Origin of the sequence: Paenibacillus albidus, from assembly GCF_014644435.1 — a bacterium.
GTDB classification, from domain to species: Bacteria; Bacillota; Bacilli; order Paenibacillales; family Paenibacillaceae; genus Paenibacillus_AQ; species Paenibacillus_AQ albidus.
This window is the reverse complement of sequence record NZ_BMKR01000002.1, coordinates 44,700-62,561: the sequence shown is the minus strand read 5'-3', so window position 1 is coordinate 62,561 and position 17,862 is coordinate 44,700. Positions and strand designations below refer to the sequence as shown.

13 protein-coding genes and 1 pseudogene are annotated in these 17,862 nt (G+C 49.7%); 7 read left to right on the top strand and 7 right to left on the bottom strand.

The genetic code is table 11. From position 1 onward, the window contains the following. Positions 1-47: 47 nt before the first annotated feature. The 5 genes and pseudogenes from IEY53_RS02010 to IEY53_RS01990 all read left to right on the top strand — a co-directional run. Positions 48-586, top strand: a pseudogene (locus tag IEY53_RS02010) (reverse transcriptase domain-containing protein); the annotation flags it as partial. Between the two features lie 139 nt (positions 587-725). Continuing rightward, on the top strand, positions 726-1,394 hold the full coding sequence (locus IEY53_RS02005; protein ID WP_189021941.1) for a Type 1 glutamine amidotransferase-like domain-containing protein: 669 nt from the start codon (positions 726-728) through the stop codon (positions 1,392-1,394). Between the two features lie 456 nt (positions 1,395-1,850). Beyond that, positions 1,851-2,621 (top strand): TetR/AcrR family transcriptional regulator, encoded by a 771-nt coding sequence (locus IEY53_RS02000; protein WP_189021940.1) that lies wholly within the window; start codon positions 1,851-1,853, stop codon positions 2,619-2,621. A 27-nt stretch (positions 2,622-2,648) separates the two neighbouring features. Further along, positions 2,649-3,395 carry a type I methionyl aminopeptidase gene (gene map / locus IEY53_RS01995; protein WP_189021939.1) on the top strand — a complete coding sequence of 249 codons (747 nt, stop codon included), beginning with the start codon at positions 2,649-2,651 and terminating at the stop codon, positions 3,393-3,395. 61 nt (positions 3,396-3,456) lie between these two features. After that, entirely contained in the window at positions 3,457-3,687 is a 231-nt protein-coding gene (locus IEY53_RS01990) for a hypothetical protein (RefSeq protein ID WP_229695921.1), read from the top strand. 94 nt (positions 3,688-3,781) lie between these two features. Here IEY53_RS01990 and IEY53_RS01985 read toward each other — a convergent pair whose 3' ends face one another. The 6 genes from IEY53_RS01985 to IEY53_RS01960 form a co-directional block, all read right to left on the bottom strand. Continuing rightward, the gene (locus IEY53_RS01985; RefSeq protein ID WP_373293783.1) at positions 3,782-5,158 is read right to left on the bottom strand and encodes a glycosyltransferase family 2 protein; all 1,377 of its coding nucleotides are present in this window, start codon (positions 5,156-5,158) and stop codon (positions 3,782-3,784) included. A 64-nt stretch (positions 5,159-5,222) separates the two neighbouring features. Beyond that, the gene (locus tag IEY53_RS01980; RefSeq protein WP_189021938.1) at positions 5,223-6,317 is read right to left on the bottom strand and encodes a HEAT repeat domain-containing protein; all 1,095 of its coding nucleotides are present in this window, start codon (positions 6,315-6,317) and stop codon (positions 5,223-5,225) included. Further along, the gene (locus IEY53_RS01975) at positions 6,314-7,981 is read right to left on the bottom strand and encodes a response regulator (protein ID WP_189021937.1); all 1,668 of its coding nucleotides are present in this window, start codon (positions 7,979-7,981) and stop codon (positions 6,314-6,316) included. Before IEY53_RS01975 ends, IEY53_RS01980 begins: the two co-directional genes overlap by 4 nt. Before the next feature lie 2 nt (positions 7,982-7,983). Beyond that, a complete protein-coding gene (locus IEY53_RS01970; RefSeq protein ID WP_189021936.1) occupies positions 7,984-11,037 on the bottom strand; it encodes an ATP-binding response regulator in 3,054 nt (1,017 codons plus the stop codon). Then, on the bottom strand, positions 11,034-11,426 hold the full coding sequence (locus tag IEY53_RS01965) for a response regulator transcription factor (protein WP_189021935.1): 393 nt from the start codon (positions 11,424-11,426) through the stop codon (positions 11,034-11,036). Before IEY53_RS01965 ends, IEY53_RS01970 begins: the two co-directional genes overlap by 4 nt. Before the next feature lie 138 nt (positions 11,427-11,564). Beyond that, positions 11,565-13,808, bottom strand: coding sequence for a glycoside hydrolase family 113 protein (locus IEY53_RS01960; RefSeq protein WP_189021934.1), 2,244 nt, complete (start codon positions 13,806-13,808; stop codon positions 11,565-11,567). Between the two features lie 93 nt (positions 13,809-13,901). On the opposite strand from IEY53_RS01960, the gene IEY53_RS01955 reads away from it, so the two are divergent. Then, the gene (locus IEY53_RS01955; RefSeq protein ID WP_189021933.1) at positions 13,902-14,513 is read left to right on the top strand and encodes an ABC transporter substrate-binding protein; all 612 of its coding nucleotides are present in this window, start codon (positions 13,902-13,904) and stop codon (positions 14,511-14,513) included. Between the two features lie 77 nt (positions 14,514-14,590). Further along, positions 14,591-15,547 carry an ABC transporter substrate-binding protein gene (locus IEY53_RS01950; protein WP_189021932.1) on the top strand — a complete coding sequence of 319 codons (957 nt, stop codon included), beginning with the start codon at positions 14,591-14,593 and terminating at the stop codon, positions 15,545-15,547. Between the two features lie 83 nt (positions 15,548-15,630). Here IEY53_RS01950 and IEY53_RS01945 read toward each other — a convergent pair whose 3' ends face one another. Further along, the gene (locus tag IEY53_RS01945; protein WP_189021931.1) at positions 15,631-17,337 is read right to left on the bottom strand and encodes an ABC transporter ATP-binding protein; all 1,707 of its coding nucleotides are present in this window, start codon (positions 17,335-17,337) and stop codon (positions 15,631-15,633) included. Positions 17,338-17,862: the final 525 nt, after the last annotated feature.

The following is a 17,862-nucleotide window of genomic DNA, read 5'->3' as shown; positions in this document are numbered from 1 at the left end:
TGCATTTTTAATCGCAGATCAAGGAGAAGTGTTGCTGAAGCAGACGATTGGACTGGCGGACTTTCGAAACGGTCGAATGCTTACGGCGGAAGGGAACTACGAAGCCGTCAATTACCATCGGTTTGCCGACGACATGCTGATCACTGTGAGTGGACACTCTAGCAAACGAGGATGGGCGGAACTGGCACTGCAGCGGCTGCACGAACAATTGAAACCACTGGGTGTTGAACTCAACCTGGAGAAAACCCGAATGGTAAATGCCTTGAAAGGCGATGCCTTCACTTTTCTGGGGTTTGACCTACGGAGAGTTCAGAACAGAAGTAAATCCGGGTACTTCATCCTCATGACACCGAAAAAGAAAGCCTGTATAGCAGTCAAAGCACGAATCCGTGAAGTCATTCAAAACGGAGGTGCGAAACCAGCCAAGGACATCGTAAAGCAACTGAATGGGATATTGGCTGGATCGTATTATGAGATCAACCAGAAAGAACTGGTTGATCTCATAATACGAACGGGCAAGTTAACGTGGAAACATTTTTCTCATACTTCAGTTCCATGTTATGGTAATATAAGGTTGGATTTATGAAAAGTGTACTAGGGAGTGTAAGCGAAATGGATGAAGAACCGTTCATCTTTCTAGCGTGTATAATATGTTTTATTGTTAAGAATGGATGAATGTAAATAGTACATATGAATGTAAATAGTACATATGGAGGTAATTAAGTTTGAAAACTCACTACTATCTCAGTTGGTTTAATGATTTTTTTCCAGAGAAGCTGGTCAAATGGATGCATGAGGATATAAAGGACAGAAAATCGCTTGTTATGATTAGCGCTCAACCGTCTGGTTATAAAGGTGAGCATGTTAACATTGATGATGTTTTTGAAAGGACATGGTTAAATCAGGCTAACATTATTTTTGATGAATATCATTTAATTGATTACCGCATGCAGAAGGAAGATGCCCAGCGATTCATTCAAAACACTTCTGTCATCTTTTTATGCGGTGGAGATCCTGTTTTGCAGAACGATTTTTTGGCTGAATATGAATTATCGGATGTTATTAAGAACAGCAATGCCGTTATAATGGGTGCCAGCGCTGGTGCGATAAACATGGCTGCAAAATGGTTATGTTTGAAAAACACTGGCTATGAAGTTGAAACAAGTACTATTTATGATGGTATAGGCTTTGATCATTTTGCCTATGAATCTCATTCTAAACGCGACTACGCCACGTTTGTTCAAGGCTACCTGTTCCCCTTGTCTGAGGAGATTGATGTTTATGCGGCAGAACAGGAGAGCGCTATGCGTGTAAAGGACGGCAAAATAGACATAATGGGTCATGTATATTTAATTTCCCACTCAAAGATTCAGAAATTGGTTGAGACGCTCTAATTAGGGTGAGTGCTTACAGCGAATCATCTCAGGTTTCCTCTCTATGATTGGAATACTGTTTTTAAACAGATGCAATCTTAATATCCCGAACACTTATTGTTGAGCAGAAATGATAAATTTTTTAGACCGCCTTCAATGGCGGTCTTTCTATGCTCGGCGGTTGCTAGCTGCTCATTATATTGAACTAACGGAGAACGTTAGTTGAACGACAACAGCGGCAGTCTAAGACTTTATTTTTCAAGTCTTGTTCTGTCGCTGCTTCTTTTTAATGGATTAGTCTAAAACTTATTTTTCAAAAGCTGACGATTCTTCAATTCAAAAACCGCGTTAAATCAACGACTCCAGTCTAATACTTTATTTTCACCGAACACCTCCAGCTAATCTCTTGTAATTTACAAGCCGATGTTTTATATTGACATAAGGGTAGGTCAATAATAAAAGAGGTGAACCGACGAGATGACTCCACGCACGAAGGAACAAAACGAAGATATCCGGCTACGGCGTCTGGCGCAAATCCGTAAAGCCGCTGCCGATGTTTTTTTGAATAAAGGGCCTTTACTGGAAATCCGCGATGTGGCCGCGCAGGCGGGACTCGGCTATGGCACGGTGTACCATTATTACAGCAATAAGGGCGATTTGCTCTACGATCTGCTATGGGACGCGTTGGAGCGGGCCGGGGGATGGCTGGAGGCCCCGCTAGAGGTTCCGCTGAAGGTCCCGTTGCAGGCTCTGCTGGAGGTCCCGCGTGCTTCGGCTTCGGGGGAGGCGCCGGCAGGCGGGCATTTCGGCTTGGCTGCTGCGGCGGACACTGGGAACTCGGCTGCCGCAGATTCCCGAAGCCGAAGCCGCGAAACGGCCGCTGCCGCAGAGCTTGGCCCCGTCGCCGCCGCCGGCGTCCGGCTGCTGCAGCTTTGGGCGGAGGACCACGCCCTGTACCTGCTGCATAAGCAGGCCGGTGAGGGCTTTGCCTCGCTGCCTGAAGCGCGCTCGACCCCGCTCTCGGCCGCCTTTCGCCGGGAGGTGCTCGCGCCGCTTGCCGCGCTGCTGGAAACCGGGCATGCGGCGGACGGGGCTGCCGCTTCCGGCGGAAACGCGGCGGAGCCGCCGTATCGGCTACAGCACGCGGAAATGCTGCTGGCCGCCTTGGTCGGCTGCGCCTCGCTTTCGCTTCGCCGTGGAAAGCTGCACGAGGAGGCCAGGGATATCGCCCGGTTTTTAAAATTATAGAATGGATAAGGAGCGAATAAACACAAGATGATCATTATAAAATCACCTAGGGAAATCGAAGAGATGAAGCCGGCGAGCCAAATCATTGCGGACTGCTACCGCGAAGTGGCCAAACTGATCGAGCCTGGGATCACCACCCTGGAAATCAATGACTTTGTTTCCAGACACATCACCAAGCTGGGCGGCAAGCAGTTTACGAAAGGGTACAACGGTTTCCCCGCCGAAACCTGCACTTCGGTCAACGATGTGGTGGCCCATGGCATTCCTTCGAACCGGGCACTTATGGACGGCGACTTGCTGAAGCTCGACATCGTTGTGGAATACGGCGGATGGTTCGGTGATTCGTGCTACTGCTATGCGGTGGGGAATATCCGGCCGGAGGCGCAAAAATTAATGAAGGTGGCAAAGGAATGCTTGGATCTGGGGATCGCCCGGGCACTCCCCGGCGGCCGGCTTGGCGACATAACGTCGGCGATTCAACAGCATGCGGAAGCGAACGGGTTTTCAGTCGTACGCGATCTGCTGGCGCACGGGATCGGGCGGAGCCTGCACGAGGAGCCGAGCTACGAGCATATCGGCGTAGCCGGCAAAGGCATTCGGTTAAAGGAAGGCATGGTGTTTACGATTGAACCGATGGTCAACGAAGGTACGTTCCGTATCACGACCGACGACGATCAGTGGACGGCGAGAACGGCCGACGGCAAGTTGTCGGCGCAATATGAGCATACGATCGCAGTCACGCTGGACGGACCGCTGATTTTAACTGCCCAGTAAGATTAGAGGCGAACGGACGGAAATGCGTCATTTTAGGAAATAAGCCGCCAACCCGGCCTGCTTGGCCTGCGGAAAGTTCGTAATCCGAAACGCCGAAGCCGTTGTAACCGCCTACCAATTCGGCAATGGATTAACCAATCTGATTTCTCCGACAGGTGGTGTACTGTTGGCGGGTCTGGCAATTGCCCGAATCAACTTTGGACAATGGTTGAAGGTTATACTTAAACTATTTCCAATCCTGTGGCTGGTTGCTGCCATCTTTGCCGCCATCTCCTCAACTGTAGGAATATAATACAATTTTCAACACAACAACAGCGGTGTTCCAATAGCCACGGGAAGGCTGCCGGTACACCGCTGTTATTTTCCATTTCCTGCACCTGAAGTTCTTAAGCCCCCGGTTTCTTGGAATTCATTACATTGCCGCGAACCATATCCCCCCACTGATGCTGTTTGCCCCTTACCCCTTGAATCAAGCCGATAAAACGCCAGGCTGTCATCAGCGGACGGAACCAGAAGGCCTCTGACAAGGCGTAAAGAAACAACCGCAATAAATCCGTAACCTTGTTGTAGCGGCCAAAACACCATTGTTCAAACAAGACTGCACCGACGGAAAGGAACGAACCATATATGACCATCAGCAGAAACAAAGCGAAACTGATTTCCAGATTAACCGTTTGGAACAACATCCCCAATATAACGGACAGAATTCCAAGCAGCTCAATCACAGGACCCAGCAGCTCAACAAATACAAAATAGGGCATGGCGACCATACCAATTCGGCCGTAGCGCGGATTCAGGAGCATTATTTTGTGTTTCCACAAGCTTTCAAAAAGCCCGCGGTGCCAGCGGGTTCGTTGCCGGTGCAGCACTTTAAGACTTTCGGGAGCTTCCGTCCAGCAGACAGGATCGGTCACGTACACAATACGCGCTTTGCTTTTTTTCTCCTGAATGCTCCTGTGCAGCCTGACAATAAGCTCCATATCTTCTCCGATCGTACCCGGTTCATAACCCCCTGCTTCAATGACCCAGTCTTTTTTGAATACACCAAATGCTCCTGAAACAATCAGCAGCAGATTGAACCGGCTGAGGCCTACCCGTCCCATTAGAAAAGCGCGCAAATATTCAATCACCTGCATAATGACCAGTGGTTTGCGTGAGAGAAATACATTGTCGCTGCTAAGATAACCGCTATCCACATAGCTGCCATTGGCAATGCCGACACTGCCTCCGGTGGCCACAATTTCTTCTCCGGGAAGGGCGTCCATGACAGGCTTCATCACTTTAATGAAAGCATCGGTATCCAGCACGGTGTCTCCGTCAAGCGAAGCAAAATACGGATATTGGCAGACATTGATGCCGACATTTAGCGCATCTGCTTTCCCCCCGTTTTCCTTGTCGACCAGAATCAGGTTGTGATGCTGCAACGAACGGTAGATCCCCCGGATCGGCTTGGTTTCCCTGCCCAGACCCGACCACTGCACCTTGCTCTTGATCTCCGTCATTTTGAACTCGGATATTAATGCTTGTGCGGTCGCATCCTTGGAACCGTCATTGATGACGATAATTTCGAATTGCTTGTAATTAATACTCAATAAGGACCTGACACTCCATACAATATTAAGCTCTTCGTTATATGCCGGGACCAGAATGGAGAGAGGGGGAGCAAGCTCACTGTTCAGGAGCACATCGTATTGAATCGTCTTGACATCCTTCTCCCGGAACAGCTTGCCTGCGGCTATAAAGAATAACGAGATATAGACCATAGTTACAGCTGCAACATAAATCGCCAGTACAAAGGTGAGACCTTCCAGGAATACATACAGCTTCTCAAATGAAAAATCCTTCATATCGTTTCCTTTCCAGCGTTTCTGCCGCCATTTCTCTTGCATAACGGTCGGGATGATGGTGAACGGCACGCTGCAGCTGGTCTTCTCCTGTTTTGTAGCGGGAAAGTGAATCGGCCGCGGTAAGCCGGACCTGGTAGGACTCATCCCCCAGCATGTGCTGCAGAAAAGTGATATAAGGTTCCTCGCGTATGCTGCCCATCAGACGGGCCTGGGCCTGACGCTCCATCCACGAATACCCGTGCTCCGGATGCTCCAGGGCATCCAGTAACTTCTGCTCTCCTTCGGGACTCATATAGCCGAAGTTCGCAAGTGCACTCAGCGCACGCAGACGCAGCGCGTCATCAGGAGTACTGAGCAAGGATTCCAAAAGCGCCAGCACCGCGCCTGATCGGTCATTGCGCAGACGCAGTGCGTCAATCACTGAACTTTGTACCCTGGTTGAATACATGTTGAAATCATTCAAAAGAATCTCCATTAGAGGAGGCTGGAGCGGCAGCAGCAATTGCAGCAACTGCGACTCGGACAACCAGGCGTCGTCCGCCTTCAGGAAAGGCAGAAGCTCCTTCATCTGAAAGCTGGCGAAAATTCGGAGCAGCAGGAATTTTTCCGTCTGGGACAAGCGTTGCCCCGCAAGAAGTGCAAGCAATTCATTCTGCAGCGATTTCATCTGGAACAGCTCCAGCTCCAGCAGCACATTCACTCGTGTGCTCCAGCGGCGCTTTTGCAGCAGCCTGGCATAATAATCATGGAAGTGGTTGCGGGCGTACTCATAAATCCGGGTTCTTTCCAGATCTGATCTGCTTGTCGCAAGCCGGACCCGCAGCGCTTCAAACAAGGGGGAATGACGGGTTACTTCTCTGTTTAAAGAACGCTGTATTGTACCCGTCTCCAGATATACCTGCAATGCAGAATCCGTACCCTGCAACATCTGAAGCTGTTGGTTATACCTGCTTCTGAGCTTGTTATTCATGATCTTGCGTACAGTTAAATATAGCAATAGAACAGCAAGAGACAGAAGGAGTACGATACCGGCAATCCGGGCGATAGAAAGCACAATATTGTAGCTGCCAATCATCGGATCATTCCCCGCAGAAGTCTTACCACCCGAGCCTCCAGCTCGATTAGACTAAAGGGTTTGGTTAAATAATCATCGGTCCCCGCCTGGATCGCTTCGGCAATTTCTCTTTCTTCATTGACACCCGTAAGCATCAGCACCGTATAATCTCCGCGGCCGGCACCGCTGCGGAGCTTGCGGAGAACCTCCATGCCGTTCATTCGCGGCATCATCCGGTCAAGCACAACAAGATAACGGCCGCCCATAGCGTGCCAAGGATTACTGAAGAAATCTTCACCGTCCTTAAATTTGCCGATCTCAATGTTGTAATTTCGTGAAAGATCGGAAAGCTGCTTGGCAAGCAAATTGCGGATCAGATCATCATCGTCGACGATGGCAAGACGAAGGGGTTGTTCCTGGACAACAACATCCGGCTGATGCTCACGGTATACCGTACAGATGCCTCCACCTGCAGCCTTGGAGGCGGCAGCCGCCAAGCCGACTTGCTCCAGAATTTGTTCACTGGGCAGCTCGGCGGAGAGGGAGGTCAAACCAACAGAAAAGGTTACACCCGGCAGTGCAGAATGCTCTGGCAGAGGCTGAGGAGAAACAAAGTCCTCCAGAAGGCGGTTAGCAAAGCTCTCCGCCTCAGTTTCTGTAATCCCCGGCTGCAGCAGGTAAAACCGGTCTGCACGTTCCCGGGCCCAGATATCCTGGTCCCGCAGACGGGACTGGACAAAGGAGGAGAACTCACGGAGCAGCCGGTCCCCTTCATCATAATTCCCCTCGCCGTTCGCCTTGCGGAAATGATCAATGTCCAGGAGGGCCAAACTCAGCGGTTGGCCTTCCGGCAAAGCTGCGCTGCGCCAGCGCTCCAGCTCCTGTCTGAAAAAGATACTGTTATAGGCTCCGGTAAGCTCATCCCGCATCAGTGCGGATGTCAATCTGCGGCGCCGGGAGAGCTGCCTTCCAATACGCGCGGCGAATTCCTCCAGGTCAAACGGCTTAGCGATGAAGTCATCCGCACCCGAAGCATAACTCTTCATGCGTGTCTGCTTATCGTTCCTTGCACTCATCAGTATCGTCGGAATCAGACGTTCTTCACATCTGCTGCGCAGACTGTCCAGCAGTTCAAAACCGCTGCTCTGTTCCAGTACGATATCAAGTACTACACAATCCGGCTCCAGGTCATAACACCATTCGAGCGCTTTGACAGGCAGGGGAGTCGCCATTACCATCCAACCGTATTCCTCTAAAGCCTCTTTGAGTACACGTAACAAGGCAGCATCGTCATCAACGACGACAATCAGATTCTGCTTGATAGGCTCTCCTGAGGCTGCGGCAGGAACAGCAGTTCTATTGATATTTTCCGAATATTCTTCTTCGGGATCGGCTGGTGTTGCTGGTGTTGCGGCGGCAGATTCGGGATCAGCGAGCAGGCTGAATAAAGGCTGCAGATAGCTTTTCAACTCTGACGTCGGCCATTCCCGCACGGAATCGTCAATCAAACCTTTAATCAACTGATCTGCAGCTTCCGACCAGTCCTGCAGGCCAATGGTCCCCGCCGTGCCCCGAATCGAATGGGCCAGGCGGTAGATTTCGAACTCAGGCACATGTTCTGCAGAAGACAAAACTCCCAGTTTCTCTTCCATTTGCTGTCTAAACAGGCGCTGAAACTTATCCATAACTAATGTTCACGCTCCTCGTTACCGGTATCGCTCTTGTCAGCAGGAACAAGGTTCACCTTGATGATATCTCCGGAGGAGCTCAGGTCAGTTGCAGCAATTCCGTTCTGTTCCAAAGAAGCTTTAACATGATCCTCATTTTGAACAGGCAAAATCAGATGGGGAAGCCTGGGAGCATGACTGATTAATTGTTCACCCAATTCCAGCAGCCGTTCAACAGTGAACGGTTTCTGCAAATAGGCTCCATATTGAAATTCGGTATAACTGGAGTCGGGTCGTTCAAGAACTGAAGACACGATTACGGGAGTAGCCCGGAAAAACTCATGATTCAGCAGGCCCGACACAAAATCCCAACCCGATTTCTCCCCGTTCAGCTGAACGTCAACAATGCAGAGCAGGGGAGGGCTGCCGGTAGTATAGTTCAATTGCAGCAACGCTTCTTCGGCTGTATCCATCAGAATAACCTCGTAATTTCGTTCTTCAAAGGGAGCAGAGATCAATTTGCCCAGCGTTTCGTCATCTTCAACAACCACAATTTTATGACTTAACGAGATGGGCGAAAAAGCCTTGAAGCTCACACTGAACGTGCTGCCTTTTCCCAATACGGATTGGAAGGTTACCTTGCCGCCCATGCCCTCTACCATTTCCTTAACAATGGCCAGTCCGAGACCCGTGCCCCCAATTTGGCGGCGGTCCGAATTATCCACCCTGTAGAACTTGTTAAAGAGCTGGTCCCTGGAATCTTCGGGAATACCGAGACCGTAATCCTGAACATCAATGATCCACTGCTCAGCTTCAGCACGGATTCGCAGATTGATGAGATCCGCACCTGGTGAATATTTAACCGCGTTGCTGATCAGATTGTGCAGTACCTGTATCACACGGTCGGCATCTCCCTTAATATAGCAGGACGTTTCCGGGAATTCCGTTTCAATGCGGTGGGTTGATGTATTTTTCCACTGTGCTGAGACGTTGTCTGCAACACTGCGCAGATCCAGAGGCACAGGAATATACTTCTGTTTGCCGGACTCCATACGCTGCAGATCCAAAAAGTCGGTAATCAGACTGGATAAGCGGATGGATTCTTTATGGATCGTTTCCAGATACTTGAGCCGTTTAGCCGGCACCACTTCCCGTTTTAACAAAATCTCCACAAACCCCATGATGCTGGCCAGCGGTGTACGCAGCTCATGGGAGACGATACTGACAAATTCATTTTTTACGCGTTCTGCGGCGGCTTCCTCCGTCCGGTCACGGAAGACGAAGAGAAACTGATCGTTTTCATCAAAGTCGTTCAAATTATTCATGTATAATTCAAAATGCTTGTCACTGCCGATGGAGAAATATTCGCGGAACTCTCTAAAGTCCTCGAGTGAACCACCCAGGGCCAGCTGGATTTGATTGCGGAGCACTGTACGTACACTAAGTTCTATTCCCGGATACTCATAGAGCCAGTCAATATTGGCACCGACCTTCAGCTCTGCGGAGAGCAGCTCGGTTAGCGGCCGGTTAACAAATGAAATTTCACCCGTATAATCGCAGATCAGCATCCCTTCATGGAGGGAGTCAACGATTCGCCGGAAACGGTCCCGCTGTTCGGACAGCAGCAGCTTCTCCGTGCCCAGCCGTTTATTAAGATGCTCCAGCTCATCAGCCTGATTGCGAAGCTTCTCGTTTGCAAGCTGGGCGGTATACGCCAGGAAGAATTGTTTGACAAGCCCTGAAGCTGTTTCCAGATTCTCAGGGGAGAGCTCTTTTTTTCCATAAGACGTCAGCAGCAGAAATCCTTTGATCTCCTGAGTCTGCTCGACAATAAAAGGATAATACTGGTCATGGGCATATTCATAACCACCATGAATTCCACGTTCCGCACCGGTGACAGGCCTAGTTCGGATACTTGTCGTTTGCTCTTTGACCACACGCAGGGCAGGGCCAAACAGCTCCTTTTTTCCCGTCCAGTCGCTTAGCTGCGGATAACCGATCGAATAGACGCATTCATGCTCATGATCATTGCTGCTCCTCACCAGGAGCATGGCATCCAGTTGAAGCGCTTCGACTAGGGAGGGGAGAGAGGTATTCAGAAATGAGTCCATATCTGTAAACCCTGTAAGATGCGACTGGAAGGAGGTGATAGTCTCCAATTTGGCTTCGCGTTCAGTTAGGAGATCGAGGGTTTGCTGACGTTCCAGTTGCTGGGCCATGATCTCCTCGTTCATAGCCTCCAGTTCATCATGCTGCTCAGACAGCTTGTTCAGATTATGATCCAGCTCCTCTTGACGGTTCTGCAGCTGCGAAGTCATTATATTGATTCCGGTGACCAGTCGTCCGACTTCATCTTTCCGTCCGCTCTCCTGCAGATACTTGAACTGTCCACCGCCTATTTCTCCGACAACCGCTTCCATCTCCTGAATCGGAGCGATGACAGCCGTCCGCAGATGACTGCGGAGCCGGACAACAAACACAACGGCAAAAGCCAATATAACAAAAGAAGCCCAGAGTAATAACCGGTTCAGGTCTTTGTTATTCTCAGTCAGTTCCGCCATTCTGGCCCGCTGTAAGTGGAGCAAGCTGTCGAAATGTGTATCTATAGTCTGGATCAGCGGCGTGATTTTTGCGGTGGACAAATTGTTGATTTCCCCAGTCTTTCCGGCTGCCCTGAAGGAAAGGACAGTTTGCAGCTGGTCAAAGTAATCATCCCCGAGACTCTGCAGCTCGGCGTATCTTGCCGAATCCTGCGGGTCATTTGCGCTCATGGATATTAGGCTGGACAAAGCCGCATGATAACGCTGTTTGTTGGACTCTATATCCATTAGAAATTCATCCCGTCCATAAGCCAGGTGAGCTCTGGAGTTCGATACAATGGATTGATAATTGGATTCAGCATCCTGCAGCCGGTTCAGCTCTTCGAGCCGGTTCTGCATTTCCGTCCCATTTCTTTGAACCTGATAGTTTACGAACAGGCTGGTCGAAATTATAATGAATGCTAAGGTGAACGCAAGCCAGACCACCTGGCGCGACAAATTGGCGGCAAGCCCCTTCTCCCTGGGCCGCATCATTGTCCATTTCCTTGGTGAAGCTGAATCAAAGCGTCTACCTCATCAAGCAGTTGAATGGGACTAAACGGCTTGGAGATATATTTGGTGATGCCTGCCACCTCGGCACGTATACGATCCTGCTCCTGCACCTTGGCAGTCAACAGAATCACCGGCTTGGCGGCGTTAGGCCCGCCGCCGGCCCGAAGGCGTTCACATACCTCTATACCGGTAGCTTCCGGCATCATGTAATCCACAATAATCAGATCAAAGCAGGTATCCTGGAGCCGCAAGATGGCTTCATGACCATCGGCGGCTTCTGTAATGCTGTATCCTGCATCTTCAAGGGTTTCACTTAACAAAAAGCGGAGAACTACTTCGTCCTCGGCTATCAAAATACGGGTTTCAGTCATTTTCGTCAGCTCCTAAGAAGTAAGGGATTATAGAAAACTAATATACGACAAACAAGGGTGGAATTCATGTGCATTCATACCTATTTGTCATAAATTGTAGTAAGTTTGGAATCGATTAAGAGAACTTGCTGTGAGCTTTTAAGGCTGTTTAAAGAGCTCCTGGAGGATATAATAGGACTTTTTCAATCGTTCTTGGTAGAGTGGGAGATCCCAAGTCTCCCAGGTGTAACGAGACATCTCTTCAAGAACTCCGTTTGCGGCTTGCGGAAAGCTGTCCATGACCCGAAACGGGCCTGGGTTCCCGTCAGCAGCGGCATTACCGTCAGCGTCCGGTTTATACGTCAAAACAGCGAGCTTAATCCCATCCATGCGGCTGCTGCTCTGGATGCCCTCTGACCTGAAATCGCCGATAATTTCTCTGGCACCGGGATCCTTGACGTTTAGAAGGGACCAGGGAAGCCGAAGCTCGATCATCGCCTTCTCCCGGTTCACATTGAAATCGGCAAGGGACTGATAAGCGTCTGCCTCAGGATTCCCATTGCCATGCAGCAGCTTGCCAGTCTCATAATAATGAAATGGCTTCACTTCACCGGTGGAAGGAATAACAATCTCTTTATTTAATGCGAGCCGGATCGGGTGGAAATGCCCGCTGTTTTTTTCTATCGGGTAGTCGAGCTTGGGCAGCTGTTCTTCATACTGGAACTGGAAAAAATCATAATAACTGTCCACCAGCACGCGTGAGGAATCCTCCCCTTGCAGCTGGACTACGAAATCGATGCCTTCTTTGCCCGCTGCTCCCGTGTGGTTCGGCAGGGATAGATTCCCTTGACCACCGATGGTCTGAAGGGCAATCAGCGTGTTCATATTCTTAAAAGGATCGGACTTTTCCATTTCCTCATAGTCGATTCTTAAATATAGATAACGTTCATCATGATCCACGAATACGTTTCGCAGGGTACGGCCGGCATCCTGTCCATCTCCGGCGGATTGCAGCGGGCCGTTCGTTTTGTGATAGAAAGGAGCCTGCCCCGCAGCATCCCAGTCTTCCGCATTCCCATCCACCTTAATCTTGAGCCGGTCAAAGCTGAGCAGACCAAATTGCTGTTCATTTGTCTGCGCATTGGACCAATAGGGGCGCCGGTCGGGATTATCCTGATCCATCGTATTCCAGGTGCGCTTGAACCACTCATCCTGCCAGGTAAAGACCACACCGCCCAGCATCCCTGCATGAATAATATCCTCGTACAATCTGGCATCGATGCGTCCTTGCTCTTCTTCGGAGTGGAATCCCTGGTTCCAGCCAAAAGGGTTCTCATGCGTGAGTCCTCTGGAGCTGGGGACACCGAATTCGGCAATGAGAACAGGGAGCGAGTGGGCATCTTTAAGCTCTTTCAGATAAGCGGCATAATTATTTAATTGTCCACGGTGATCTTGATAACCCAGATATGCCGGCTCGTAATTCAAAAAATCGGGGTAATAAGGATACACATGATACGAAGCGAATTGTCCGGTGTGGATCTCTTTTTTCAGATGAATCACATCAGGATCTACGGCTACAAGATCTTCCGTTTCTGAAGGCTCGGCAGGATGATCCAGCTTGTCCGTTGTCACCCAGTTGGTGAAGCTGATGGGATGCTGCCAGCGATAGTTGCTGAGCTCGTAATCCAGGGTATGGTTGAACAGACCGGCCAGCCATTTCTCAAAGGGTGCCGCTTCTGTGGTATAAATGTATTTACCGTCAAAATCGCCAATGTCCGCATTTACGAGATTGGTATGGTTAACCATGGCCGGGTCCCATTCAATTCCAAGTATCCAGCCGAGGACGTAGGGGGAAATATCTGCGTTGTAGCTCCCGCCGGCATGGCCCGGCTGCGCCGTGATCTCCGCGTTGCCATGAACAGCATCCACAATCTGTTCAATGTCGCGCTTAAAGGCGTTCTGTACGTCCGGATGGAAAGCATCCATAGTTTCTATCAGCTTCTCTTCTTCAACCCACACCCCGTGAAGAACATACAGTTTCTGCTCATGGGTCTCATTAAAGCGCTTCAGCGCATCATAAAAGCCGGGAGGATGCAGGGTATACACACGCACCACGTTGGCATTCATCTCTGAGATCCGTTCAAACCAGCGGTAGTAATCTTCCTCGGGAATCCCCGCCTCACCCGGCCACAATCCAGGTTTTGCCATACCCATGTTGACGCCTTTTATCTTGAGATCCGTCCATGCTTTATTCTCGTAGACTTGCAGCCGGTTGCCGTTAACCCGGGCATTATGCAAGACTCCGTCCTTTTCTTGAACATCAGGTGTCTTATCCCGAAAAAACATAAAGGCGGCTACAGAGATGAGCAGTAGGATCGTTCCGCTTACAGTGAGTTTTTTCAAATCTTTAGCCTCCTATGAAATCAAACAAATGTAGTATAAAGTTAAAGCTAACACGATAATGAAACGCCAGCAATACATAAAGGAGGTTCCAGGATGGAAGATACACAATATGCGCTTCAATCGATCCGAAAGCGGAGGTCCGGACCCTCCGGTGAATTGTTCAGCGGGTTTATGGAAACACACACGTTGTGGTTTGTGGTCAGCGGCTCGGGGGATCTGTATTTGGACGGGGCCAGGCATCCGCTAAAAGCAAAAACGGTAGCTTATTGTCCGCCGGGGGCGATCATCGATATTCGGCTAGCACCGGAATCGGCGGCAGGGCTGGAGGTATATGAGCTGCAAGTTCAGGTTTGGGAGCTTGAGGAACGCAGCGGGAATCGAATCCTGTTCGGCAAACGCCTGGAAGAGCTGGCTCCCCATATATTAAATGAAGGAGTAGGTCTGGAATTGCCGCTGGACAAGCTTGCAGAGTATGCCGCAGATTATATATTTGTTTCTGTGTGGGAGGAAAACGGAGGAGCCGAGTTTGCCCGGAACGTCCTGGCCAGCCGCGAATGGAAGGAGCTTCCGGCTGTACGGAACGGGAGAATCTATCCGATCGATCTGGAGCTCTTCAAGCATAATGATCCTATCGCCATCGAACAGCAGCTGATGGTTCAGACGGAGCTTCTTACAAAAGTCCATAAAAAGACCTATTATCGGTGATGGACGGGTCTGTGCTCCCTTGGTATCATGATAATGATAATCGTTATCATAATGATAGAAAATGGAGGACGGCAACGATGCAATTGCGGAAATGGCTTGCCCTGGCCTTGACCCTATGCGTGGTATTTGTGCTTAGCGCATGTGGAGCTACAGAAAAAGAAAGTCAGGACGGGGCCAATCAAACAGTGAAACAGACGGCGGCTACCCGCAAGTTCCAAACTGTGATGGGTGAGATTGAAATTCCGGCTTCGCCCAAACGGATTGTTGCGACCCAGTATCTCGGCCATCTGTTAACACTGGGTGTCAAGCCGATAGGCGCAGGGACAGCCAGCTTAAATCAGGCTATTCTCAAGGAACGTACCGAAGGAATCGAGGACATCGGAGATGATTCCGTGGCGCTGGAGAAAGTCGCTGCGCTTGAACCGGATTTGATTATCCGGCCGAATGACAAGAATTATGAGCAGTTCTCAAAGATTGCCCCTACAATCGTCATCCCGTGGGGAGCAAAAGAGCTTTATGCGGAGCTGCGGGAATTCGGGGATTTGCTGGGGAAAACAGAAGAGGCCGAACAGGCAATCAAACATTATGAAGACAAGCTGGCGGAAGCCAAAGAGAAGCTGACCGGTGTTGTAAAAGAAGGAGAGACTGTCGGAGTCTATGAAATCTGGGCTAAAAACTTCTGGGTCGTAGGGGAGAGCTTTGGCCGTGGAACGCGGAACCTCTTCGCCGGTCTTGGCTATCAGCCGCCGGAATTCGTAAAAGATAAGGTGATGAACGGAGGCCCGGGACTGGACATGTCACTGGAAACCTTGCCGGATGCCGCAGCGGATTACATGTTTGTGACCGTCTACGGTACGGAAGGGGGAGATGAACGGGCCCAGGAAATTATGGAGGGGGATCTGTGGAAATCGCTGCCTGCGTACAAGAACAACCGGATCTATCAGCTGGATATCGACCAGTTCTCGGCGGGCGACCTGATTTCACTGGAGAAACAGTTAGAGATTCAAACTGAATTGCTGTTGGGAAGCAACTGAAACACAGAACAGAAGTTTTAGGCAGGTCCGGGCATTGACTCGGCCTGCCTTGCTTTGTTTCATCCGTTACGGACTGGACATGATTACCCGGCAGCAGGCACCTCTTCTTTTTCCAGAGTATAAAAGCTCCTGAATTTATCCCCACGCTCAAGCAGCTCCTTCAGACTTCCCATTTCGGCGATAATTCCATCCTCCATATATATAATCTGATCGTATAAGCCAAGCAGTTCCTCATTCATATTGTGGGTGATCGTAATCAAGGTCAGTTCTTCAAGCTTCAATAATCTGCTCTCGATTTCATAAGCAGTCTGCATATCGATAGCCGAGGTTCCTTCATCCAGAACCAGAAGGGGTTTATTGCGGATCAAGGCCCGGGCGACGGCAATCCGCTGCCGCTGACCCCCCGACAACTGCAAACCGTTCTCTCCGACAGGGGAAAGCAGGCCATTCGGAGTATGCTGCAAAAACTTATGAATTCCGCTGGTTTGGAGTGCCCTATCCAGCATTTCATCCGGGAACTCTTCATGCAGGCATATATTATGCCTAATGTCGGAATCAAACATATACACATTCTGATGAATGGTGGAGACCATTTGCTGCAGCTGTTCCCTGTCAAGACGTTTCAGATCCGTACCGTCAAGCTCAATGATGCCGTCAAAGCTGTCATAATATCCCGTGAGCAGTTTGACCAATGTTGATTTCCCGCACCCGCTGGGACCGACCAGTGCGTATTTTTTGCCTTTTTCCAGACTCAGCGAGATATCCTTAATCACCGGTTTTCCTTGTGTGTACTTAAACTGTAGATTCCGGGCCTCCAACGAGTTGTTAAATACAGGTGTTAATCCTTCCGTAATCGGCTCATTGTTCACTTCGGCCAACAAGTCGATGCGTTCCAGAACTGGCTTGATCCCCTGGATTTTGGGGAGATTCTCCATGATGACCAGCACCGGACCCACGAAACCGCCACTCAGCTGAACCAGGGCAACCAAGCTTCCGGCGGACAGATTGCCGGTAATAATCAGATAGGCGGCAATAAAGACAACGGCAAACTGTGTCAGGATCGCCAAGGTATGGGACACACTTTCGTTAAGGGCGAACATCCGGTCAGCGGCAAAGCGGATGTTCGCAGCCCGGTGGTTCTCCTCTTTGAAGGTTTGCTCGGCATATCTGCCCATAGCATAAGATTTAATGACTTCGTAACCGGACAATAAATCCTTCAGCCTTGAGGTGAAGATTGACATTTGGCTGGAGACGGCACTTTGCTTAGTTTGCAGTGCTTTACCGAATAGAGAGGGAATTGCAAACATGAGCACCATACATCCCACCAGAATCGCTGTCACCAAAGGGCTAAGGTAGAGCAATACCACCAGAGAAGCCGCAAAAACAACTATATTCTGCAGAACCTGCAGCATAGGCTGGATATAATGATCTTCCAGCAGCTTGATATCATTGGTGAGCGCAGATAAATAATCAGCTGTATTCGATGCTGAGAAAGCTTCAGCGTTCTGCCGGAATACGCCGCGGAACACCCGCTCCCGCAGGGAAATCGTCAGATTACGGATCAAGGCTTTGCTGCTCAGCGAATAGATAAATCCGAATACCCCCAAGAGAAGCAAATAAACAAGCGAGAGCAGCAGTATTTCCCGGAAAAGTCCCAAGTCCCCTTGTAAAGCAGCGTCAATCACCTTTTGCAGGACAAGTGCGATAAGGACTCCCGCTGCTGAGGTGATGATACTGAATAATAGTGTTACTGTAAGCAGCAATTTGTGCTGACGTACCGCTTGCTTCATAACATGGCCAACTCCTCGAATTAGATTACAATATAATTCCAATTAGAATTTATCATAATAATTCGATGGATGTCAATTAAATTAGTTTGTTGTCTAATATATCTATGTAGGTTGAACAATAGAATCGCACAATCAGCATAAGCGTAACTACGGTGAATGTTCGGACTTCCGGCCGCTGTTGTCCCCAGATTTCTTCATTTGAGCGCTTTAAGCGGTTGGAAATCCGGTGACAGCATATGCTTACGAGGCCCGGTTTGTTGTACAATAGGCAAGATTATCGTCATTTGGCTTGCCTAGAGCTCACATTGTTGTACAACGTGCACAACTTTCGCCCATATAGCGTGGTTAGGACATGCATTGTTGACCATGCAATTTTGCGTGGGGCCCTCTGCGGACATGATGAGGTCCCTTCACGATCTATCCGCGGCTAATGTGGACAGGAAATCTATTGGGGAAGATTCGTCTATTTAGCAGGACAAACGGACAGAGATTCCGCTATTGGGGAGGATTCGGCTATTCAGCAGG